The 20,912-nt window shown below is 47.9% G+C and carries 25 protein-coding genes and 4 pseudogenes; 14 read left to right on the top strand and 15 right to left on the bottom strand.

Features of this window, described 5'->3' with window-relative positions; genetic code table 11:
• Nucleotides 1-79: 79 nt before the first annotated feature.
• The 4 genes from fur to QMZ64_RS00935 form a co-directional block, all read right to left on the bottom strand.
• Nucleotides 80-529, bottom strand: a complete 450-nt coding sequence (gene fur, locus QMZ64_RS00950; protein ID WP_003183178.1) for a ferric iron uptake transcriptional regulator — start codon at nucleotides 527-529, stop codon at nucleotides 80-82.
• A gap of 118 nt (nucleotides 530-647) precedes the next feature.
• Nucleotides 648-1,304, bottom strand: a complete 657-nt coding sequence (gene spoIIM / locus QMZ64_RS00945) for a stage II sporulation protein M (RefSeq protein WP_020452038.1) — start codon at nucleotides 1,302-1,304, stop codon at nucleotides 648-650.
• A gap of 380 nt (nucleotides 1,305-1,684) precedes the next feature.
• Nucleotides 1,685-3,031 (bottom strand): PTS sugar transporter subunit IIC, encoded by a 1,347-nt coding sequence (locus tag QMZ64_RS00940; protein WP_265626463.1) that lies wholly within the window; start codon nucleotides 3,029-3,031, stop codon nucleotides 1,685-1,687.
• An 18-nt stretch (nucleotides 3,032-3,049) separates the two neighbouring features.
• Complete coding sequence (locus QMZ64_RS00935; RefSeq protein ID WP_020452040.1) at nucleotides 3,050-3,349, bottom strand: PTS sugar transporter subunit IIB; 300 nt, start codon at nucleotides 3,347-3,349, stop codon at nucleotides 3,050-3,052.
• A 265-nt stretch (nucleotides 3,350-3,614) separates the two neighbouring features.
• Here QMZ64_RS00935 and QMZ64_RS00930 point away from each other — a divergent pair.
• Nucleotides 3,615-5,060, top strand: a pseudogene (locus tag QMZ64_RS00930) (NCS1 family nucleobase:cation symporter-1); the annotation flags it as partial.
• A 257-nt stretch (nucleotides 5,061-5,317) separates the two neighbouring features.
• Nucleotides 5,318-5,878: a GNAT family N-acetyltransferase gene (locus QMZ64_RS00925; protein WP_243943333.1), complete on the top strand. Its 561-nt coding sequence runs from the start codon at nucleotides 5,318-5,320 to the stop codon at nucleotides 5,876-5,878.
• Here QMZ64_RS00925 and QMZ64_RS23240 read toward each other — a convergent pair.
• The 4 genes and pseudogenes from QMZ64_RS23240 to QMZ64_RS00910 all read right to left on the bottom strand — a co-directional run.
• Nucleotides 5,877-6,086 (bottom strand): annotated as a pseudogene (locus tag QMZ64_RS23240) (hypothetical protein); the annotation flags it as partial. The gene QMZ64_RS00925 and the pseudogene QMZ64_RS23240 sit on opposite strands and share 2 nt — an antisense overlap.
• Nucleotides 6,087-6,150: 64 nt before the next feature.
• Entirely contained in the window at nucleotides 6,151-6,603 is a 453-nt protein-coding gene (locus QMZ64_RS00920) for a GNAT family N-acetyltransferase (RefSeq protein WP_265626461.1), read from the bottom strand.
• Between the two features lie 20 nt (nucleotides 6,604-6,623).
• Nucleotides 6,624-7,787, bottom strand: a complete 1,164-nt coding sequence (locus QMZ64_RS00915) for a TIGR00375 family protein (RefSeq protein WP_265626459.1) — start codon at nucleotides 7,785-7,787, stop codon at nucleotides 6,624-6,626.
• Entirely contained in the window at nucleotides 7,784-8,341 is a 558-nt protein-coding gene (locus tag QMZ64_RS00910; protein WP_025811205.1) for an NUDIX hydrolase, read from the bottom strand. The genes QMZ64_RS00915 and QMZ64_RS00910 overlap by 4 nt, the downstream gene beginning before the upstream one ends.
• Nucleotides 8,342-8,417: 76 nt before the next feature.
• Between QMZ64_RS00910 and mciZ the strand changes: the two are divergent.
• The 4 genes and pseudogenes from mciZ to QMZ64_RS00890 all read left to right on the top strand — a co-directional run.
• Nucleotides 8,418-8,534: pseudogene (gene mciZ / locus QMZ64_RS00905) on the top strand (Z-ring formation inhibitor MciZ); the annotation flags it as partial.
• Nucleotides 8,535-8,634: 100 nt separating this feature from the next.
• Entirely contained in the window at nucleotides 8,635-9,240 is a 606-nt protein-coding gene (locus QMZ64_RS00900; RefSeq protein ID WP_265626457.1) for a TetR/AcrR family transcriptional regulator, read from the top strand.
• Between the two features lie 2 nt (nucleotides 9,241-9,242).
• A complete protein-coding gene (locus tag QMZ64_RS00895) occupies nucleotides 9,243-9,593 on the top strand; it encodes a DoxX family protein (protein ID WP_301441086.1) in 351 nt (116 codons plus the stop codon).
• A gap of 73 nt (nucleotides 9,594-9,666) precedes the next feature.
• Nucleotides 9,667-10,587, top strand: a complete 921-nt coding sequence (locus QMZ64_RS00890; RefSeq protein ID WP_265626455.1) for an aldo/keto reductase — start codon at nucleotides 9,667-9,669, stop codon at nucleotides 10,585-10,587.
• 41 nt (nucleotides 10,588-10,628) lie between these two features.
• Here the strand turns inward: QMZ64_RS00890 and QMZ64_RS00885 are convergent, their stop codons facing one another.
• Nucleotides 10,629-10,862, bottom strand: coding sequence for a YqkE family protein (locus tag QMZ64_RS00885; protein ID WP_265626453.1), 234 nt, complete (start codon nucleotides 10,860-10,862; stop codon nucleotides 10,629-10,631).
• A 157-nt stretch (nucleotides 10,863-11,019) separates the two neighbouring features.
• Here QMZ64_RS00885 and QMZ64_RS00880 point away from each other — a divergent pair, with 157 nt between their 5' ends.
• Nucleotides 11,020-11,949 (top strand): alpha/beta hydrolase, encoded by a 930-nt coding sequence (locus QMZ64_RS00880; RefSeq protein ID WP_020452051.1) that lies wholly within the window; start codon nucleotides 11,020-11,022, stop codon nucleotides 11,947-11,949.
• A gap of 24 nt (nucleotides 11,950-11,973) precedes the next feature.
• Here the strand turns inward: QMZ64_RS00880 and QMZ64_RS00875 are convergent, their stop codons facing one another.
• Both QMZ64_RS00875 and QMZ64_RS00870 read right to left on the bottom strand, forming a co-directional pair.
• Nucleotides 11,974-12,213 carry a YqkC family protein gene (locus tag QMZ64_RS00875; protein ID WP_265626452.1) on the bottom strand — a complete coding sequence of 80 codons (240 nt, stop codon included), beginning with the start codon at nucleotides 12,211-12,213 and terminating at the stop codon, nucleotides 11,974-11,976.
• Between the two features lie 13 nt (nucleotides 12,214-12,226).
• Nucleotides 12,227-12,550: an iron-sulfur cluster biosynthesis family protein gene (locus tag QMZ64_RS00870; protein WP_020452052.1), complete on the bottom strand. Its 324-nt coding sequence runs from the start codon at nucleotides 12,548-12,550 to the stop codon at nucleotides 12,227-12,229.
• Nucleotides 12,551-12,659: 109 nt separating this feature from the next.
• On the opposite strand from QMZ64_RS00870, the gene QMZ64_RS00865 reads away from it, so the two are divergent.
• Nucleotides 12,660-12,857, top strand: a complete 198-nt coding sequence (locus QMZ64_RS00865; protein ID WP_165427479.1) for a CDGSH iron-sulfur domain-containing protein — start codon at nucleotides 12,660-12,662, stop codon at nucleotides 12,855-12,857.
• Between the two features lie 13 nt (nucleotides 12,858-12,870).
• On the opposite strand, the gene QMZ64_RS00860 is transcribed toward QMZ64_RS00865, so the two are convergent.
• The 3 genes and pseudogenes from QMZ64_RS00860 to QMZ64_RS00850 form a co-directional block, all read right to left on the bottom strand.
• Complete coding sequence (locus tag QMZ64_RS00860; RefSeq protein WP_265626449.1) at nucleotides 12,871-13,842, bottom strand: bifunctional GNAT family N-acetyltransferase/GrpB family protein; 972 nt, start codon at nucleotides 13,840-13,842, stop codon at nucleotides 12,871-12,873.
• A pseudogene (locus tag QMZ64_RS00855) lies at nucleotides 13,839-14,214 on the bottom strand (antibiotic biosynthesis monooxygenase family protein). Before QMZ64_RS00855 ends, QMZ64_RS00860 begins: the two are co-directional and overlap by 4 nt.
• Nucleotides 14,215-14,225: 11 nt before the next feature.
• The gene (locus QMZ64_RS00850; protein WP_265626448.1) at nucleotides 14,226-14,363 is read right to left on the bottom strand and encodes a hypothetical protein; all 138 of its coding nucleotides are present in this window, start codon (nucleotides 14,361-14,363) and stop codon (nucleotides 14,226-14,228) included.
• Nucleotides 14,364-14,751: 388 nt separating this feature from the next.
• Here QMZ64_RS00850 and QMZ64_RS00845 point away from each other — a divergent pair, with 388 nt between their 5' ends.
• Nucleotides 14,752-15,366 (top strand): esterase/lipase family protein, encoded by a 615-nt coding sequence (locus QMZ64_RS00845; RefSeq protein WP_020452056.1) that lies wholly within the window; start codon nucleotides 14,752-14,754, stop codon nucleotides 15,364-15,366.
• Nucleotides 15,367-15,503: 137 nt separating this feature from the next.
• Here the strand turns inward: QMZ64_RS00845 and QMZ64_RS00840 are convergent, their stop codons facing one another.
• Nucleotides 15,504-15,716, bottom strand: a complete 213-nt coding sequence (locus tag QMZ64_RS00840) for a hypothetical protein (RefSeq protein WP_243943311.1) — start codon at nucleotides 15,714-15,716, stop codon at nucleotides 15,504-15,506.
• Between the two features lie 270 nt (nucleotides 15,717-15,986).
• On the opposite strand from QMZ64_RS00840, the gene nikA reads away from it, so the two are divergent.
• Genes nikA through QMZ64_RS00815 form a run of 5 tightly spaced genes read left to right on the top strand, consistent with a single transcriptional unit; the run spans nucleotide 15,987 to nucleotide 20,907 of the window.
• Entirely contained in the window at nucleotides 15,987-17,516 is a 1,530-nt protein-coding gene (nikA, locus tag QMZ64_RS00835; protein WP_265626445.1) for a nickel ABC transporter substrate-binding protein, read from the top strand.
• Nucleotides 17,513-18,454 (top strand): nickel ABC transporter permease, encoded by a 942-nt coding sequence (nikB, locus tag QMZ64_RS00830; RefSeq protein ID WP_265626443.1) that lies wholly within the window; start codon nucleotides 17,513-17,515, stop codon nucleotides 18,452-18,454. Before nikA ends, nikB begins: the two co-directional genes overlap by 4 nt.
• A complete protein-coding gene (gene nikC / locus QMZ64_RS00825; protein ID WP_265626442.1) occupies nucleotides 18,451-19,281 on the top strand; it encodes a nickel transporter permease in 831 nt (276 codons plus the stop codon). The genes nikB and nikC overlap by 4 nt, the downstream gene beginning before the upstream one ends.
• Before the next feature lies 1 nt (nucleotide 19,282).
• Complete coding sequence (locus tag QMZ64_RS00820; RefSeq protein ID WP_265626441.1) at nucleotides 19,283-20,122, top strand: ATP-binding cassette domain-containing protein; 840 nt, start codon at nucleotides 19,283-19,285, stop codon at nucleotides 20,120-20,122.
• Nucleotides 20,122-20,907, top strand: a complete 786-nt coding sequence (locus tag QMZ64_RS00815) for an ABC transporter ATP-binding protein (protein ID WP_265626440.1) — start codon at nucleotides 20,122-20,124, stop codon at nucleotides 20,905-20,907. The genes QMZ64_RS00820 and QMZ64_RS00815 overlap by 1 nt, the downstream gene beginning before the upstream one ends.
• Nucleotides 20,908-20,912 lie beyond the last annotated feature (5 nt).

Below are 20,912 nucleotides of genomic sequence, written 5' to 3'. Positions count from 1 at the left end.
ATGCCAAATGAGACAAGTTTTATACGTCTGAATCAAAAAAGAACCCGCTCATGGCTGAAAGGGTTCTCTCCGGTTTAGACTATTCCGATTCCTTTTGCTGACAGTCATGACAGATGCCGTGGAACGTCAGCCTGTGGTCTTTTATTTTAAATTTCCAATCCTTTTCAATGATTTCTTCCACGTCTTCAAGCAAATCTTCTTCAATTTCAACAACCGAACCGCATTCCATGCAAACGAGGTGGTGATGGAAATGGGCGGCACCTTCTTTACGGAGGTCATATCTTGACACACCGTCGCCAAAATTGATTTTATCCACTACTTTTAATTCAGTTAACAGTTCAAGAGTCCGATATACTGTCGCAAGACCAATCTCAGGAGATTTCTCTTTTACGAGGAGGTATACATCTTCTGCGCTTAAATGGTCTTCCTCATTCTCAAGCAGCACCCTTACAGTAGCCTCGCGCTGAGGGGTGAGTTTATAGCTGGAAGAATGCAGTTGCTTTTTAATCCGATCAATACGTGTTTCCATTGACTTTCCCTCCTACGCCGCATTACCTAGCTTATTATAACAAAACAAGCGCAGGGAGCCAACTATAATCATTATAAATTGATAAACAAAATGAATATTTTTTAATAATCATTATAAATTAATGCTGTTTCGGCAAGACGTACTCTGTCAGCTTTTCCATCAACACCGGCGAAAGATATGCTTCAAAGGAAGAGGATATAAGAGACATCGCGAGAATCAGGACGAGCACGAAAGCGTACCGGCCAAACCAATGGACAGGCGCTTCTGCAAGGCTGCGTTTGACAAAAAGCTGGCGGATGAGCCTCATCGAAAAAGCAATGGCGCAAGTCCCCATGATCAAGTAAGCCGGGATCAGCAGAATATTTTGCGGGAGCACGGAGACAAAAGACAGGAAAAAGCCGTTGATTCCCATTTGATTGACCAGAAAGCCGACTGTAAATCCGACAACGATCCCTTTTAAGAAGACCATGATAAAAATGACGGGCAAGCCGATGATGGAAATCCCGAGAATCCACATTAAGCCTAAATATTTCATATTATGAAGAAAGCTCTGCAAAAACATTTCCTTTGAGCTGGCTGCTTTTCCTTCGGAAAGCTGTCCAAAAAATCGATTCAAATAGTAGAACAAATCTTCTTTTTGACCGATCGTCATGCTGTTGACGATGACCGCGCCGAAAATCACACCCATTAAAAACAGCACTGAAACAAATAAATAGATCGACAGATGATCCTTCATATGTTGAAAGATGAGCTCTTTGATTGTGGGCTTCCGCATGTATCTTCCTCCCAGACGTGCTTTTGATTTTAATAGATTGTATGAGAGAAAAGAGAGCCGCATGACTGCCGCATGACTTTTTTTGAAAAAAGACAGGCGCCCGTAAAAGGCGCCCCAGATTGTTGACAAAATCGCAAAACGGCTTTTAGTTTTTGGATTTTGTCATCCCTTCAGCGTGACCCGCAACCCTTGCAGTCTAGGAAGGCCGAGCATCGGAGCTGACTTTCACAGGAGGTGATGACGGCGGCGTTCAGGCAGGACGTCTGGGCAGTTAGTCGCCGATCCTACCTCTATTCGTGAGCACCGACTTAGCAGGCCTGACAACGAATGCGAGGGTTTGTCGACACGCTGAGGCGCCCGTAAAAGGCGCCCCGATAACGTTATGATTCCTCCCTGTTTTCTGCAGAATGCCCCCTGTCCGTATTCACAGTCTTGTTGGCGGCCATTACAAAAGGCAGATAAATCACCGTTGAAATGGCGAGGCAAAGAAAGCCGACCCCGAGCGCAAGCCAGTTCCCTCCTGTCCCGAGAAACGGTATCAACGGCCCGGGCGTTGTCCACGGAACAGCGTATGCGATCGGCGGAATCAGCTGAAACTTGATGAACAAATAGCCGATGACAGTATTGACTGCCGGAACGATAATAAAGGGAATCATGAAGATCGGATTGAGCACGACCGGAAGTCCGAAAATAACAGGTTCATTAATGTTAAATATCCCCGGCCCAATCGAAAGCTTGCCGATGTCTTTATAATCCCGGCGCTTTGAAGCGATGAATATTGCGATCAAAAGCCCCAGCGTCATGCCCGATCCCCCGTAGTTTGCAAAGGCGTCATTCAGCGCCCATGTTTCAGGAAACGGAGCGTTCCAGGCAGAGCCTGTTTTGGCGGCAAAAGCGAGATTTTCAAGGTTTGCTTCGGCAAAAATCGTTTCTCTGATCGCCGCGATTGTATTCGGACCGTGAATGCCGAACAGCCATAAAAAGTTGGCGACGATTCCAAGAAAAACAACGGTGAAAATATTCGTTCCCATCTCTCTCAACGGCGCCTGCAGCACGGTGTACACCAATTCATGCAAACCGTTTTTCGACAGAGACATCAGCGCAAAGCTTAACACCGCAAAACCAATCGTAATGAAGATGATCGGAAAGAGCACTTTAAATGTCCGGGCAACCGCAGGGGGCACCTGCGGAGGCATATGAATTTGCAGGCGCTTGGCATTTGAAAGCCTGCTGAACACTTCACCGACGATGATCCCGATGATTAAGGCGACGAACAGTCCTTGCGCGCCAAGCCACTTCGTCGTTAAAAAGCTCTCGTTTTCGATCAGGCGGTACGGTGAATAAATGATAAAATAACAGGATACGGCCGTTAATCCGGCAAGCAGTTCATCCGCTTTCATTGAGATGGCTAAATTGCGTGCGACGAGAAACACGACAAATATCGACATAATATCGAGCGACCCCCGCAGTACGGGGGTAAAGACCGACTGATAATCAGCCAAGTTTGGAAATATCTTTTCAAGGAACAAAATGTTGGCGATAAACCCGTCCGGAGATAAAATAGCGAAATTTAATAAAATGATAATCGATCCTGCCATAATAATCGGAAATGATAGAATAAAAGCATCTCTGATCGCACATATATGGCGCTGTGAGTTCAGTTTTGCAGCAACGGGAACCAAAAACCGTTCCACGTTCCGCTCAAACTTCTCCATAAATCCGCTCATCCCTGTCTCCCCTCCTTTTTATTTCATCAGCTGCAGCGCTTTTTGCAGCACAGCTTCGCCGTTCATGGTGCCGTAGTCGCGCATGTCGATTACCTGAACCGGCGTGTCTCCCGCGCTCGCCTCAACCTGTGACTTTTGGTACCTGACTTGCGGCCCCAGCAATACGACGTCCGCGCTTGACGCGGCAGTCCCGGCTTCGGATACAGGCAGTGCGATGATGTCGACCTCTTCGTTCAGTGTCTCGGCATGCTTTTTCATTCTGCTGACAAGCAGGCTCGTTGACATGCCTGCCGCGCAAACCAATAAAATTTTCTTCATTATTTGTTAACCCCCTTCAGCTTCACCTTTTTCTCCGCTATCCAGAAAACGCTTTCATTATAGTGCGGAGTCATATTTCAACCTGGTCTTTTATCCTATGATCGAGATAGACAACTGTTTCATAAAAATCAATATTTTTATAACGGTTTCAAACGGCTCGTTTAGTTAACCTCAACAAACGCCTTGAAACATTTGTTTAGTTTATCTAATGGATTTTTCATAATAATAAGTTATATTTTCCCTTAAAAATAACCGGAGGGATTACATGAAATCTGTTTATCATAAAAAAGTTCAAACAGACAGCACACTCTCAAACAGCGACCTGCAGCCACTGAAGCCTGAGGAACGCACATGGAAAGCAGTCAATTTCGCATCGATCTGGATGGGCTGTATCCATAACATCCCCACTTACGCAACGGTTGGCGGGCTGATTGCGATCGGACTTTCTCCGTGGCAGGTGCTTGGGATTATCGCTGTCGCTTCGATCGTGCTCTATGCAGCCCTCGCTTTAAATGGACATGCCGGCGCAAAATACGGTGTGCCTTTTCCCGTGTTAATCAGATCTTCTTTCGGGATATACGGGGCCAATATTCCGGCGCTCCTCAGAGGTTTTGTAGCGATTATGTGGTTCGGCATTCAAGCGTTTGCGGGAAGCACGGCGATCAACATCCTGATCTTAAATGTGTGGAACGGCTGGAAAGACATCGGCGGCGATTGGAACTTGTTTGGATTGCATTTATCGGGTCTTTTGTCATTTGTTTTCTTTTGGGGAATTCATCTGCTCGTCCTCCACCACGGGATGGAGTCGATTAGAAAGTTTGAAGTCTGGGCCGGCCCGCTCGTGTATCTCGTCTTTGGCGGAATGGTGTGGTGGGCGGTCGATATTGCGGGAGGACTCGGTCCGATTTATTCGCAGCCGGGAAACTTCCAGACATTCGGCGAATTGATTTGGCCGTTTCTTGCCGGTGTGACGGGGATTATCGGCATATGGGCGACGCTCATTTTGAACATTCCCGATTTTACGAGGTTTGCAGCCTCTCAAAAAGAACAAATCAGAGGGCAGTTTTACGGTTTGCCGGGCACATTCGTACTGTTTGCATTTGCAAGCATTACCGTCACCTCCGGCTCACAGGCTGCCTACGGGGAGCCGATTTGGGATGTTGTCGATATTCTCGCCCATTTTGACAACCCGTATGTGATCGCGCTTTCGGTCATTACACTTTGCATCGCCGCCATTTCGGTAAACGTTGCGGCAAATATTGTCTCGCCGGCCTATGACTTGGCCAATTTTTTGCCGAAATACATCGATTTTAAGCGAGGCAGCTATTTGACAGCTGTTTTGGCCCTGTTCACTTTCCCATGGAAGCTGATGGAGAATGAAGCGAGCGTGTTTTCCTTTCTCGGCACAATCGGCGGCATATTGGGGCCGGTCGCAGGCGTAATGCTTGCCGATTATTTTATCATCCGGAAGCGCACGCTCTGCCTCGAAGATCTCTATTCTGCAAGCGGGCAGTACATGTATTATAAAGGCTATAATTACAGGGCTTTTGCTGCGGTTGCTCTCGGGGCGCTGATGTCTCTGATCGGCTCTTACATCCCCGCCATGAAGCCGCTTTATGACATCTCCTGGTTTTCGGGCGTGCTGATCGCTTCCTTCGCCTATATCCTTTTGATGCGCATCCATCCGCCGGCCTCCATTTTAAATGAAACGGCGTCAATACGAAGACGGAAGAAAAATAAGCGGATAATTAATATGGGAAAAAGATTTTTTGCTAGAGAAAAACGCCTTTTCTTCTGTCCGCTTTTTTTCAGAGGCCGCTTATGATAGACTCATATTATCAAATATTTTCCACAATTCTACTGAAAGAGACGATGCAAACGGGAGCCGAGTGCGGCAGTTAGGCCGTTTCGGATCACGTCTTTGCGATGGCAAGATTCCATGAATAACGTCTGCAGGAGGAATACGCTATGAATCCGATACTGCTCGATTTTCCGGACAGCTTTGAAACGGAGCGTCTGCTGATCAGAGCGCCGCGCGCCGGCGACGGCAAGGCTGTATATGACGCTATTACAGCTTCGTTTTCAGAGCTCAAGCCGTGGATGCCGTTTGCAAGGGAGATGCCCGAGGAAGAACATGTAGAAATCAACGTCAGGCAGGCACAGGCCGATTTTATTTTGCGCAACGATTTACGGATGCATATTTTCCATAAAGAAACGGGAAAGTTCGTCGGCAGCACAGGCCTTCACCGCATGAACTGGAAAGCGAAACGGTTTGAAATCGGCTATTGGCGCAGTTCTGAATTTGCCGGACAGGGGTACATGACAGAAGCGCTTATCGGACTGATTGATTTCGCGAGGGGACACATTAGAGCCAAGCGGCTTGAGATATGCTGTGACAGCATGAACACGAAAAGCAGAAAAATGGCGGAGCGCCTCGGTTTTCAGCTGGAGGCCGTTTTACAAAGCGATGACCTTTCGAATGATTTAAGCGAACATCGGGACACATGCATGTATTCGCGCATCTTCTAAAAAAAGAACCCTTATGATCTTCATGAAGCAAATCATAAGGGTTCTTTCGTTTATGTTTCATATGCAGCTTTGCAAGCACTTCCCGCCTGCTTTTCGTTTTTCTGACGTGCGTGCTGAAGTCAGGCGCCTTGCCTCTTGATGCGGCGGCATCTCTGCCTGAGTTTCTCAACATGTGTTCGCGCTTTTTCTTTGCTTTGCTTTTGGCCATGTTCCCCACTCTCCTGTAAAATTTTTACCTTACTATTATAGAAAGGCGTGGGGCTGAACGCAAGTCATTCGGTTTCTGCCGTTCTGATCATATTCACATGCGGAATGCCGTCCTCCATATAGACGTCTGATATTGCTTTAAATCCGAAGGAGCCGTAAAAGGAACGCAAATGATTCTGGGCGCTGATCTTGACCTTTGTCTCTCCGCGCTCGCCTTCCAAAAAGCGGAGCGTTTGATCAAGAAGCGTCTGCGCATATCCCTTTCCCCTGTCTTCTTTGCGGACGATCACCCGGCCGATTGATGCCTCCGGATAAGCCGTGCCGCTCGGGAACAGCCTGCAATACGCAGCGATCTCTCCTTCTTGGCTCAGAAATAAATGGTGTGCCCGCTCATCTAAGTGATCAAGCTCGTGATACGGACAGTTTTGTTCAACGATAAAGACGTCTATTCTAAGCTTGATGATGCGGTACAGCTCTTCCTTCGACAATTCCTCATACGATTTTAGTTTCCACTCCATCCCTTTTTCTAAAGCCCCCTTTAGCTCTGCACTTTTCCATAGGTCCCGCCGCCTCCGGCTTTAAGCTCTAAATCCCCGTTCCTTGCTTTGATCACGAGCTCAGCCGTCTGCGGACGAATGGTTTCTTTTAGTTCGTCTTCTTGTACCCGGTGAAGGATATTCATCTCAGTGCCGAAAGCATCTTTCAGTTTTTGAATCGTTTTCGGACCGATGCCGGGGATCAGCTGCAGCGGAACCTGGTGAACGTACGGCGGGCGCTTGACCGGGCTTTCATCCTGATCGTAAAGCTCCATTAGACGTGTGCTGACGCCTTTTGTAAACTTTCGGCTTCCGCACGCTTTACACACCGTTTCACCTGCCTCCTGCAAACGGCCGCATCTTTCACAAGCGGTTTGAAAATATTTGCCCAACTGCGGATTCATTCCGTAATTGGCGGCAATGCAGCGCCCCTCTTGTCCTTTTAAAGCAAGAGAAAACTCTTGAAAGCTGGCATGTTTAATGTGGAGCTTATTATACTCCCTGCCGATTTTCCCAAGAGAATGGGCGTCCGAATTGGTCAAAAATGCATAAGGATTCAGTTCAGATACGTGTGAAGCCATATCGGTGTCGCTGCTCAGCCCGAGTTCAACCGCATCAATCATCTTCAGATCAAACACTTCTTGCAGCGAAAATTTGACTCCTTTTCCATACAGGCTCTTATGCGGTGTAAAAATGTGCGCAGGAATGAACAAGCCGCCGAGTTCTTTCACTTTCCGCTGAAGACCGATGCCCGTCTCATAGATGCGCTGGGAGCTCAGGTGGATATTCGTTACCCTTTCTGAGAGCCAGGCGGAAAACTGCTTCATTGCGGAGATCGACGGCATAAATGCAAGCACATGAATCGGGCCGCGGCATCTGTCATCATTGATTTCCAATTCAGACCCGCACAGAAGCACGGTATCTTTATACTTGATTCCGCCGTCTTCAAGCTCTGTATAACGGCCTGAAGACACCCCTTTTTCAATTTCGGCCAGCACTTCGGGTGAATGACAATCTATAATGCCGATCAGTTCCATTCCTTTATGCTCGCTTGCTTCAATCAAAATTTCGTCGAGCGTAAGTGTTCTGGCAGCCGTTATCTTAACGGGCCGGCCTGATTCCGTCCGCCCGATATGGATATGCATGTCTGCGAATATTTCTTTCATTTTTTTGCTTGCAGGGCCTTTCTCAGCTCCAGATACTGCACGGCATAAGCCGTTTTCGCATCATAGATGTCCTGAGTTTCCATCAGTTTCAGCGCGCCTGTAAGCGGCACCTCCATTACTTCTACAAATTCGTCTTCATCAAGTTCGCGCTTTTCTTCAAGCGGTGTCAGCTCTTCGGCAAGGTACAGGTGCACCAATTCGTCCGCAAAGCCCGGCGATGTGTAAAAAGCGGTGATTTTCTCCAGCTTTGCCGCCGTGTATCCCGTCTCTTCCTCAAGCTCCCGCAGCGCGGTATATTCAGGTTTCTCTCCTTTTTCAAGCTTGCCCGCCGGTATTTCAACGATCGTCCGTTCAAGCGCTTTTCTGTACTGCTTCACCAAAATGATGTTTCCTTCATCAGTCAAAGCAAGCACCGCAACAGCGCCCGGATGCTTCACGATTTCGCGCTTTCCCGTTTTACCGTTCGGCAGTTCGACGTCTTCAAGATAAAGATCGATCACCTTGCCTGAAAAAAGTTTTTCTTTACATATGGTTTTCTCCTCTAAATGCTTCAGTTTGATCATCTCCTAAGTTCTGCTCTGGCTTTTGATCCCATACATTTTATCATACACCATGGAAGGGGGACGCGCCATGAAGGTCTACCGGCTGAACAATCGCATCGTCATGTCGGGGAAAGCATGGGAAATCCGCGCCAAGCTGAAGGAATACGGACGAACGTATCACTATGTGAAAGACTGGCTTTCCGAAAAAGAAAATCGCCTGATTTTCATTGACATCAAGAAGGATCGCATGAAATAATACTTATGAGTAATGTTACTTATAAGTATTATTTTGGAGGCGGATGGATGTGGGAAATGAAAAAGGCCGCAAAGGTAAAGAAAGCCGAAAGCGGCTGCTCGCAGTCGCTGCAAACGAATTTGCAAACCGGGGATTCCATGAGACGAAAGTAAGTACGATTGTCAAAAGAGCGGGGCTGACTCAGCCGTCTTTCTACTTATACTTTCCAAGCAAAGACGCCATCTATAACGAGCTGATCGATGACTTTCACGCGAACTTAAAAAATCTGATCGAATCGTTTCGTTTAGAAGAAGGAATCGAGAAAAAACACGTCTCAAAACGGGTGACGGCCGCTGTAGAGGCTGTATTTCGGTTTTTGGCAGAGGACCCGGATTTGACCCGCATCGGTTTTTTTCTCAGCCTGGACGCATGCAAAATGAAAAAAGATTTAACACTGGCCTTGAAAGAAAACTTGAAAGCAGAGCAGGAGCTTGGCTACTTCCGGTCCAGCCTGGAAATGGAGACCGTTGCCGAATGTCTGACAGGCATGATTGAGCACCTTGCCGATACCTATTTGCTTGACGGATCAAAAGACCCTTCAAGTCTCGCAAAACAAATCACGGATCTTTTGATCCACGGGATGCTCGTTAATCCGCAACATCCAGAAACGGAGTGAACATGGTGGCATTTATTTTTGTAAAAGCAGGATTGGCGGCATTTATGCTGACCGGAGGCGTAATCAAAGCGCTGCACGTTCCTTTTCAAGTGGAACATTGGCGCCATTATGAATACCCGCTGTGGTTTCTTTCAGTTACAGGATTTCTCGAAATCGCCGGAGCGCTCGGCATGATCGCCGGGATTTGGAATGTGCATCTGGCTGTCGGCTCGGGGCTGTTGTTCTCCCTGCTTATGACAGGCGCCATTCATGCCCACCTATTCCGGGCGCGGCAGCCTTTTTTCACGGCCATCCCTGCCGCGGTTTGTTTGATTTGCGCCCTAAGCGTTATCATCTTCGAGCTGTACTTCTGAGACCGATGCCGATGGGTTGAAAACTTCGCTCCTTTGTATTACGTTCAAAGTAAGAAAAAAAGGAGTGAAGCTTATGAAAAAAAGGACGCTCGGACATTCCGATTTACAGGTGAGTGAAGTCGGCCTCGGCTGCATGTCTCTCGGAACAGACAAAAAGCACGCACTGTCAATTTTGGATGAAGCTTTGGAGCTTGGCATCAATTATTTGGATACTGCCGACCTGTACGATTTTGGACGCAACGAAGAGATTGTCGGTGAAGCGATCAAATCAAGGCGCCAAGACGTGATCCTTGCGACAAAAGCGGGAAACCGCTGGGAGGAAGGAAAACCGGGCTGGTTCTGGGATCCCCGGAAAGCGTACATAAAAGAAGCCGTCAAGCACAGCTTAAAGCGGCTGCAGACCGACTACATCGATCTTTATCAGCTGCACGGCGGCACGATTGAAGACAATATCGACGAAACGATCGAAGCCTTTGAAGAATTAAAACAGGAAGGCGTCATCCGTCATTACGGCATTTCTTCAATTCGGCCGAACGTCATTAAGGAATACGTCAAAAAATCAAACATCGTCACGGTCATGATGCAATACAGCTTGTTGGACAGACGGCCTGAGGAATGGCTTTCTCTCCTTGAAGAACATGGAGTCAGCGTGATTGCAAGAGGACCTTTGGCAAAAGGAATCCTGACAGAAAAACCTCTGTCAGACGCAAACGCCGCGATCAAGAAAAACGGCTATTTATCATATTCCTACGATGAACTCGTTAAAACAAAAGCGGACATTGAAAAAACGGCACCTGATTTATCCGCGACCGAAACCGCGATGAAGTATATTCTCGCCCAGCCGGCTGTCGGCGCGGTCATCCCCGGGGCGAGCAAAATCTCCCAGCTTCGGGAAAACGTTGAATCTGTCGGCGGACGCGGTCTGACAGAACAGGAAATCAAAGCGCTCCGCTTTTATACAAAACGCGGCGTGTACACCGCACATCGCGAATAAAGCAATAAGAAAGCCCCGTCTCTTGGTCAGACGGGGCTTTCTTACTTATACTTCCTCCAATCGTCAATTCCGCTTTCGTTGAGGAGTTCTTCAAAGCTTTTGTTTTTTTCCCTTTCCTGTCTTTCCTTGATGATCCGCTCTTTCTCACGCTCTTTTCTTTTTTCGTCCTCCTCTTTCAATTCGCTCTTTATTTGCTGAAGTTTATCTTTCAAATCGTCGGCGAGCGCATCTTTCAGCAGCTGCCGGGCATTTGGGTCTTGTTTTTTCTTTCCCATATCCTGTCCTCCGTTCTCCCTGTTTGTGTGATGATAGTTTATCAGGAATCTAAAAGTTCAGGCAAGCCGTCACTCGTGAGCCGTCTCTCTCGGCAAATGCCAATCGTTGTGTGTTATGATAAAGAAAGAAGCATTTAAGAAAGGAAGAATACATCAGATGTTGATTTGGCTGGCTGCTATCGGGGCGGTTTTGCTGTTTATTGCCGCGCTCGGAATCTATTTTACGAATCAAATCATGTACATTAAAAAACGGACCGACGAATACATTATCGAACGGGAAACGGCCGACGGCCATTATGATGAAAAAGCTTTTGCCGCTCTCCCGAAAGAAGAAATCATCCTCGCTTCTTCTTACGGCTACAATATTAAAGGATACTACGTCCACCCGCACAAAACGAAAAACACCGTGATTATCTGCCACGGGGTGACGATGAATCTGCTGAATTCGATCAAATATATGAATCTGTTTCTTGACCTTGGCTGGAACGCCGTCATATATGACCACCGGAGGCACGGCACAAGCGGCGGGAAAACGACGAGCTACGGATATTATGAAAAAAACGATTTGAAAACGGTGGTCAATTGGCTTCGTGAAAAACACGGCGAACACGCGCTGATCGGGATTCACGGCGAATCGATGGGCGCTGTCACGACGCTTCTTTACGCGGGAATGGACGAAGCCGACGCTGATTTTTATGTGGCCGACTGTCCGTTTGCCACATTTGAGGATCAGCTCGTTTACCGGCTGAAAGAAGATTTTCATCTTCCGGGAGCTTTCATTTTGCCGCTTGCCAGCCTCTTTTTGAGATGGCGGGACGGCTACCGCATCCGTGATGTCTCCCCTTTATCCGTCGTCGGGAAGATCAAGAAACCGGTGCTGTTCATTCACAGCAAACACGACGACTATATCCCGGCTGAATCGAGCGAAATGCTTTACGAGAAAAAGCCGGGGGAGAAAAGGCTTTATATCGCTGAAAAAGGTGCGCACGCGATGAGCTACACCCAAAACAGAAACAGCTACAAAAACACGGTGCGGGACTTTCTTCAAGAGATCACAAACCGGCGCAAAGAAGGCGAACGAGCATAAGTCTCGTCCGCCTTCTTTTTTGTGCTACAAAATATCCGTAATGTCGCTCATATGATCGTCGATCCAGGAGATCGCCGTCTCAATTGTATCGAATTCCTTTGTTTCAAAAGTCATTTCATCTTGAAGAAGCCAGACATCCTTTTTGACGGACTCTGTCCCTCCGATTGACCAATGAAGGAGTGTATACGGATGATTTTGATGTAAAAAGGACGCCCATGTTTTATTTTGAGCGGTTTGCTTTAAAGATTTTACCTTTTGATTCAAATCGAACGCCACCCTATTTCACTAAAATACTCATTCTGGGAGAAAGCACCTGTGCCGGACTTTTCAGCATCAAGGCACCCGCTTTCTCATAATAGTCGATGGTCATCGCTTCATCAAAAAAGACTTTTTGCGATGACTGAATATAAATCGGAAGCCCGTTTGTCTCAAGGGGCTCGCAACTTCCCGATAATTCGTCCGTCAGCCACAGAACCGGTACGCCGCTGACCGCGCATCCGCAGCCCTCGGAATCATAGCGGAGCTGGATCTTTTTATCAGGGTAAGGCTCTGTTGCCCGCTGAATGGCTTGTTTTGCCTGTGCAGTGATTTCAAGCTGCATGATATCATCCTTCTTTGTTTCGTTTACGGACATTGTACCACAGGAGCGGGAAAAAGAGCATTGTTTCCGGCTGTCAGGCATAAATATGAAGAGATTCGGAGGTGGAATGATGCCCAAAAAAGTGCAAATTAAAGTGATGGACAACGGCGGTTTCCGGGTCACGGGAGACGTCGACCTGATCGATATGGATGGAAACCCGTTCCCTGAAAAACCCGCTTTTTCGCTCTGCAGATGCGGAAAATCGCTGAAAATGCCTTACTGTGACGGAAGCCATAAAGGAACGTTTGACTCTTGTGTCAGAGCCTGAAGCAGGAGGGGGCTTACCTGTCCTCCCCTGCCTTTTTCCATTGTTCAGCCAAGCGCTCAGTCTCTTTTATCCAGCCGTTTTTGCCGTCAATATAGCCTGCCATGTCAAGCGGAAACATCTCCGCCAGCTTCATCTTCAGAGCAGCATATTCTTCGGCCCGCTCCGGATGCGAGATTAAATAATCCCGAAACGCGAGATGCCGCCTAATATCATGATGCCCGCTTTCATACAGATGGACATGATGTGTACGCTTCCGCCCCCCTTTTTGAAAGAACCTTCTCCCCGGAATGCCGTTTTCCCCCTTCGGTTCATAGCCGAGCATTTTCATCCCCTTTTCGAAGCGGGCGGCAGAGCCGAGATCTTTCACTTCAATCAGCATGTCAATGACAGGCTTGGCAATCATCCCCGGAATTGACGTGCTTCCAATGTGGTGAATATGCAAGACTTCATTCTGGAAAAGCGCTTCAAGCTGCTTTTTTTCTTTGAAAAATTCGCCTTTCCACTCCTCTTGATAGGAGACGACTTTAACCTTTCTCGGCGCATGCAGCGTCAGCCTTGAAAGAACAATTCCTTTTTCAGGTTCATACTGCTCAATCTCGGAAAATCCCAATTTCTGATACAGCGCTTTTGCCGGTTCATTCCCCGCTCCCGTCGTCACTTCAAATGATTCAGCTTCCTTCTCTATCAACATATAAAGAAGCAATGCCATCGCAATTCCTTTTCGAAAATGAACCGGATGAACGGCCAGCCTGCAGATCGTCAGCTTATCTGCTGTATGTATAAAGGAACCGATTCCGGCTAATTCTTCTCCCTCAAACCAGCCGATGAAAGTTTCACGAGAATCCATCACATCAAAAGCTGTTTCATTCAGCTGGGGAATGCCCTGAAATTGAATGATCTCCGCTTCTCTTTCATAAGCCGGCTTTTGAACATTTACTATGCAGCGGGCCGTGTGCGGATCTTTATGATTTAACAATTGAATCATTGCATTTCCTCCCCGCCGGTGCTATCTGACGGGGGCCGGCCGTGCCGCTCTGAAATTCTCGCGTCTTCAACTTTTGCAACCCGCACGGCAAAGTCGGAATACCATTCCGTTCGGCCTTTTTCCTTCGCCTGCAGGTGTTCGCTGTGAAACTTCCATTTTTCAATCGCTTCAAGGCTTTCCCAATAAGAAACCGTTATTCCTTTTCCATTCATGTCCCTTGCGCTTTCTGCTCCTAAAAAGCCTGGCTGGTGCTGCGGCAAGCTTTAGCATGTTCGCAGCCGTCTCTTTGTAGCCATGATCACCGTTTGTTCTGACCGATGTGAAAATCACCGCGTAATACGGCGGCTCCGGCGTTTTTGAAATCATGTTCATCCCCCTTTGATTCACAGTTCTTTGATAAACAGGACTTGATCCTGATCCGGTCTGTCATCATTCAAAACGTCTCTTTTTTCAACCGAAAACCCCCTTTCCCGCTGATAAGCAATCGATACTTTGTTGACATGCAGCGGACCGCTCTGCATCCTGCACGCTGCATGCTTTCATTAAGATCTAACCTCTCTTTTTCAACATTGACCTGACCATCGGCCAAAACGTTCTGCAACTCAGTAATGGATATGTTTCCTTATTATACCGTTTTCCGCTCCCAATTTACCATTTTAATCTGTCTGTAGATTTATTAGGAGAATGTTCTTAGTCCTCATTCAAGAGCACAAATCGATTTGCCATCTCTCAGGAAAGCTTCACTCTCCTTACCCTACAGGCAGCCGACATACGGAGCGGCAAAAAACCGTTTCATATACTGCTCTTTTTTCGGGGCGAAAAATAGATAAAATTACACTTCGTTTTCATATGTTCGTTTTATAGAATTGTCGTTGTTGTGAATTTATTACTTTTTTAGGAGGAGAAACAATGCGTCGTCATTCATTTTTATCTATTCTATTGATTTGCATGCTGTCTGCCGTATCCGTCTTTTCGTTCCAGCCTGCTACAGCTTCCGCCGCTTCCCGCAATCCGGTCGTCATGGTTCACGGCATCGGCGGAGCCGATTATAACTTTATCGGCATTAAATCGTATTTACAATCTCAAGGCTGGACGAGCAGTGAGCTTTACGCCATCAACTTTATCGATAAAACGGGAAATAATAAAAACAATGCGCCGAGATTATCCGAATACATCAAGCATGTGCTGAATCAAACAGGAGCGTCAAAAGTCGATATTGTCGCTCACAGCATGGGCGGGGCCAATACGCTCTATTATATTAAAAATCTGGACGGCGCACATAAAGTCGGACATGTCGTTACCCTTGGGGGCGCTAACCGTCTGGTTACAAACACGGCGCCTCAGGGAAACGAAATCTCATACACTTCGATTTACAGCACAAGCGACTATATCGTCTTAAACAGCCTCTCCAAACTTGATGGTGCAAACAATGTGCAAATCTCAGGCGTAAGCCATGTCGGTCTTTTGTTCAGCAGCAAAGTGAATGCCTTGATTAAAGACGGGCTGACCGCCAGCGGGCAGTAAAAGCGAAGGAACCTTGAAGGGCTGAGACCTCTTCAAGGCTCCTCATTTATCAGGACTGTTTTCCCGCCCGGGCAAAAATAAAAAAGGACTCTAAATAAACGCCTTTTCCGACCGTTCATTCAGTGTCCGATATATGATTATTCCACAATGATTTCAAAGACTCTTTGTTCGAGGTTGTATTTAGCATCCTGGAATGTAAATTTATAATCATCTGTGTCGGCATCAGGTGAAAGCCAAGCTCCGTATTTTCTGATCGTCTGGACGATGCTATCGAGTTCAGCAGGAGTGAAGTCACCTATGTCTGTGCCTTCGGTTTCAGCTGTATGGCGTATTTTTACTGTAATCATCATCGCTTTTTGGCTCCTTTCACTTGCTGTTTGAACATCTTATTAACAGCATATTTTTTTCCCCTGTAAATCGTTCCATTAAATCCCTTGTTTCAAATTATTCGGGCTTTCTTTTTTGCAGACCTATTTTATATGGAAAAGCAGGCAGAACTTCAAAAAATTTGTCCCCGCACTTTCACCAAACATGAGCAAACATTCCTGTTTACAACAAAGGAAATATCCCCTATGATAATGAGGGTAAATCGAAACCATTACTTTTTGGAGGTGTAACCGATGGCTTACATAGCAAAACGCATGATCATACCGATTATTTTTCTCGTCATTCTCGCTTCCTGCTCCTCCGGAGGCGCGGACTCGGCGAAAGGTGATGAGAAGAAACTCACTTTTCTTTTCAATATTCCAAGTCAAACCCTTGACCCGAATCTCGATGTCAATTATACGGCGGTCCGCGCCGGCATCAGCGAAACGCTCGTCAAAATCAGCGCTGACCTTTCCATCGAACCTTGGCTCGCCAAGGATTGGAAAAGTAAAGACGGACAAACATGGGTCTTCACCCTTAAAGACAATCTGACGTTTCAAAATGGCAAAAAAGCGGATGCCAAAGCGGCAAAAGCGTCTTTAGAACGGACGATACGCGAGAGCAAAGCTATGAAGAACGCCTTAAAAATCAAAGAAATCAAAGCTGCAGGACAAACATTGACGATTACAACGAAGGAGCCATTTCCCGAATTCCCTTCAGAATTGGTTCATCCAAACACATCGATCATTGACGTCAGCGCAGCAAACATTTCTCAACAGCCCGTCGGAACGGGCCCTTTTCAAGTTTCCTCTTTTGAGGCCGGCCATAAAATAGAGTTAGAACGGTATGACGATTATTGGGACGGCAAACCGAAGCTGAAGCACGTCACATTTTCGTTTAATGAAGACGCAAACGCCCGCGTCATGGCTCTCCAATCAAAAGATGCCGACATCATTTACAGACCGAGCGTGGAGGATATTGACCAAATTCAAAAAGATTCATCAATTACCGTTGATTCGGTGCCGAGCTTGCGCGTTCACCAGATTCTCTACAATACAAAGAAGGATCATTTCGCTGACCGTCACCTGCGCCGCGCCTTCGACGCATTACTGGACCGCAAAGAAATCGCTGAAAGCATTTTGAACGGGCATGCTCAGCCGGCAGACGGCCCTTTCTTAGCGGATTTCCCATTTTCCGCCGGTGCGGTTCAAAAGCCGGGCGGACTGGAAGCGGCAAAAGCTGAGCTGAAAAAAGCCGGCTACGAGCTTGAAAACGGCAAAGCCGTGAAGGACGGACAAGCCTTATCTTTTACACTGCTAACCTATCAGTCTCGTCCGGAATTGCCCTTAATCGCGCAGATTCTTGAATCAAATGCGAAGGAACTGGGCATTTCGATTAAGATTCAGCAAGTCGAAAATATCGATGAGTATTTGGCGAAGAACGATGATTGGGATTTGGCGACATACAGCTCGATGACCGCGCCCAGAGGCGATGCCGGCTATTTGCTGAACACCGCCTATATGCCGAATGGCGCTTTAAACTACAGCGGCATCGAAAATCAAACCTTGATCAAATGGATTGAGGAATTCAACCGCACGATCGACAAAGAGAAGCGGAACCGCCTTGCCAAAAAAGCAGCTGAATTGATCGAGAAGGAGACATTAAACTCTTTTATCGTCACCCCCGAAAACATCACGGCATACCGAGATGGTGTATTAAATTGGGAAACGAGCAAAAGTGAATATTATATGCTGACGAAAGATTTGGATGTGAAAACGAAATGAAGCAGATCGCTAAGCGGCTGTTTGAACTGGTTCTATTCTTATTCCTGCTTTCGTTTATCAGCTTTGTGTTTATGAAAGCGGCTCCCGGTGATCCGGTGAAACAGATGCTTCGCGTAGATGATGTTGCGGTAACAGACGAGCAGATCGAGGCTTTCAGAGAGGAGCTCGGTTTGGACAAACCGGTTTATATTCAATATTGGAACTGGTTCAAGCGCTTTTTCCAGTTTGATTTGGGAAACTCCTATACAACACACGAACCCGTCATCGACGAGCTCAGCCGGAAATTCCCGGCGACGTTGCTTCTGACCGGCGCATCGCTTCTCGTCATGCTGCTGATTGCCGTGCCGGTCGGAACGCTTTCCGCTTTATACCGGGATCGGTGGATCGATCATCTCGGCCGCTTGCTCGCTTTAGTGGGAGCCGCGCTCCCGAGCTTTTGGCTCGGATTGATATTGATCGATCTCTTCTCCGTCAGGCTGAATTGGCTGCCGTCAATGGGAGCCGGAACGTTTAAACATTTGATTCTCCCCTCTCTCACGCTTGGGATCGCGATGTCGGGCGTTTATGTCCGTCTTGTACGGTCAAGCTTGATCGAAAGCCTTGGTCAGGATTTCATCAGATCAGCCAGGGCGCGCGGTATCAGCGAGGCTAGAATTTTCTTCTTTCACGCGTTTCGCCACTGTCTTATCCCTGTCATCACGATATTCGGGGTCAGCCTCGGCAGCCTGCTCGGCGGCACGGTGATTATTGAAGTCCTGTTTGCATATCCCGGCGTCGGCAAGCTTGTCGTTGACGCCATCGTTCAGCGTGATTATCCGATCATTCAGGGGTACATTCTTTTCATGGGGATCACGGTTGTCCTGATCAATCTTTTAGTCGACCTCTCCTATCGGTACCTCAATCCGGAAATTCGCTTAAAGGAGGCTGGACGCCGATGAGAAAAAACGTCAAACATATATTCCGAACCAAAACAGGACTGTGGTTTGTGCTGCTGTTTTCCGCGGCGCTCTTCACCGTCCCCTTCTTTTTGCCGTTCGATCCGCTCCGCACAGATATGGCCAACCGGCTTCAGCCGATCAGCATGCAGCATTGGCTCGGAACGGACCATTTGGGTAGAGATATATTTTCCCGGATGATCGCCGGTGCGAAAGCGACGGTCGGCACCGCCTTGGCCGCGATTCTGCTCTCCGTTTTCATAGGTGTTCCCGTCGGGCTTGTCTCCGGCTTTTTCGGCGGACGGCTGGATCGGATGATCATGAGAATTGTTGACGCGGTTATGGCGTTTCCGGACTATATTGTCGCGATTGTTTTAAGCGGTTTGCTTGGCCCGGGGCTGATGAACTTAATATTGGCCGTCGTCGCTGTCAAATGGGTCGGCTATGCAAGGCTGGTCCGCAGCACGGTGTTTTCGGAAAAACAAAAGGATTACATCGCCTTGGCCGAGCTGACGGGTTTAGGCTCCGGGGCGATTTTAAAAAAGCACTTGCTGCCCCATGTTCTCGGCAACGTTTCCGTACTTGCGACACTTGATATCGGAAAAACGGTGTTAATGATTGCTGCCCTTTCCTATATCGGACTGGGTGCTCAGCCTCCATATCCGGAATGGGGCGCCATGCTGAATGACGGAAAACATTACTTTTTGCATGCGCCTCAGCTTATGGTGATTCCCGGTCTTGCGATCATGTTCATCGTTCTGTTGTCCAACCTGTACGGTGACCGTTTAAGGGACAGGTTTGACGTTAAACACAAGAAAGGAGTTTCTTAGCATGCCGATGTTATCTATTGAGGGCTTATCAATCCGCTCCCGACAGCACACCATTGTCAAAAATGCCTCCTTCTCGATTCATGAAGGGGAATGGTTCGCGCTGCTCGGGGAAAGCGGCAGCGGAAAGAGCCTGACCGCTTCGGCCATAGCCGGGCTGCTTCCGGACGGACTAACGGTGTCTGGCGGAGACGTGATATTTGAGGGCCGCCAGATGCTTCAAGCAGGCCGCAAAGCGCTCCGACGCATGCGCGGAAAGGATATCGCCTTTATTTTTCAGGACTGTCACGGAGCATTCACCCCATTTATACGGATCGGCAGACAAATTGACGAAATGGTCAAAACGCATACCGATTGGTCTAAGAACAAGCGAAGAGAAGCGATTCTCCGCGCTTTTCAGGAGGTTTCTCTGCCGGAAAACAGAGTATATGAAAGCTACCCGTTTCAATTGAGCGGAGGGCAGCTCCAAAGGGCCGCGATTGCTCAAGCGATGGTGCTCCGCCCGAAGCTTCTCATCGCAGACGAACCGACAACGGCTTTAGACAGCATCACGGCCGCGGACGTCTTGCAACAGCTCACCGTGATGCGCGCCAAAACAAACTGCGCCATCCTTTTTATCACTCATGACCTCCGGCTTGTCAAAAGGTACGCCGATCAAACCGCCGTCATGCAAAACGGAGAAATCGTCGAAAGCGGCTTAACCGCTGATTTAATCAGACAACCGGCACATGAATGTACAAGGCGTTTATTCGCAGCCGTCCCGCCGCTGAAAAATCCTCCGCCGAGGCTGACAGCCGCGCCTGAAACAAAGGAACGGGCGCTGGCGGGAACAGGAGGTGCGTGATGACCCATTCAGCAGAAACCGTTCTTTTTGTCAGCAATCTGACAAAACATTACGCTTGCGGCCACAAAGCGGTTGACAATGTATCGCTCTCCATTCGAAAAGGCGAATGTCTCGGGCTCGCCGGTGAGAGCGGCAGCGGAAAAAGCACCCTTGCGCGCTGCCTTCTGCTGCTCGAAAAAATCGATCACGGAGAGATTAGGCTTCATCAACATCCGCTTCCCGGCATAAACAAAAAAGAGACCCGAAGACTGCGCCGAAAGCTGCAGGCTGTTTTCCAAAATCCGGCCGCATCATTGAATCCAAAGCTCAATATTATCGATTCAGTTATGGAGCCGCTTGATGTTTCCAAACAAGACATACCGTCATTTTTAAAGGACTTCCAAGGCAGCCGCCGTCTGACGGCTGAGCGTCTGTTCTCAATGGTCGGCCTTCCCTCGAGCCTCCTTGACCGCTATCCGCACGAATTAAGCGGCGGGCAGCTCCAAAGGGCCTTAATCGCCAGAGCCATCAGCACTCACCCGTCTTTAATCATCTTTGATGAGCCTACGGCAAGCCTGGATGTCACCAGTCAGGCGAAGATCCTCGACCTCCTCAAAGATTTGCAGGATGATATGGGGCTTTCCTATTTGTTTATTTCCCATGATCTGGCCGCTGTCCACTTCATGAGCCATCGCATCATGGTCATGAAAGACGGGCAGATTGCCGATCAATTTAAAAAAGAAGAGCTTTTTTCCGCCGAAAGGCACCCATATGCCAAAAAGCTGCTTCAAGTGTTTGAATCCTAAGGGGG

It is taken from the genome of Bacillus sp. LB7, from assembly GCF_030449715.1.
Lineage (GTDB): Bacteria > Bacillota > Bacilli > Bacillales > Bacillaceae > Bacillus > Bacillus paralicheniformis.
Note: the sequence above shows the minus strand (reverse complement) of the source record. Positions and strands in the feature narration are given on the sequence as shown.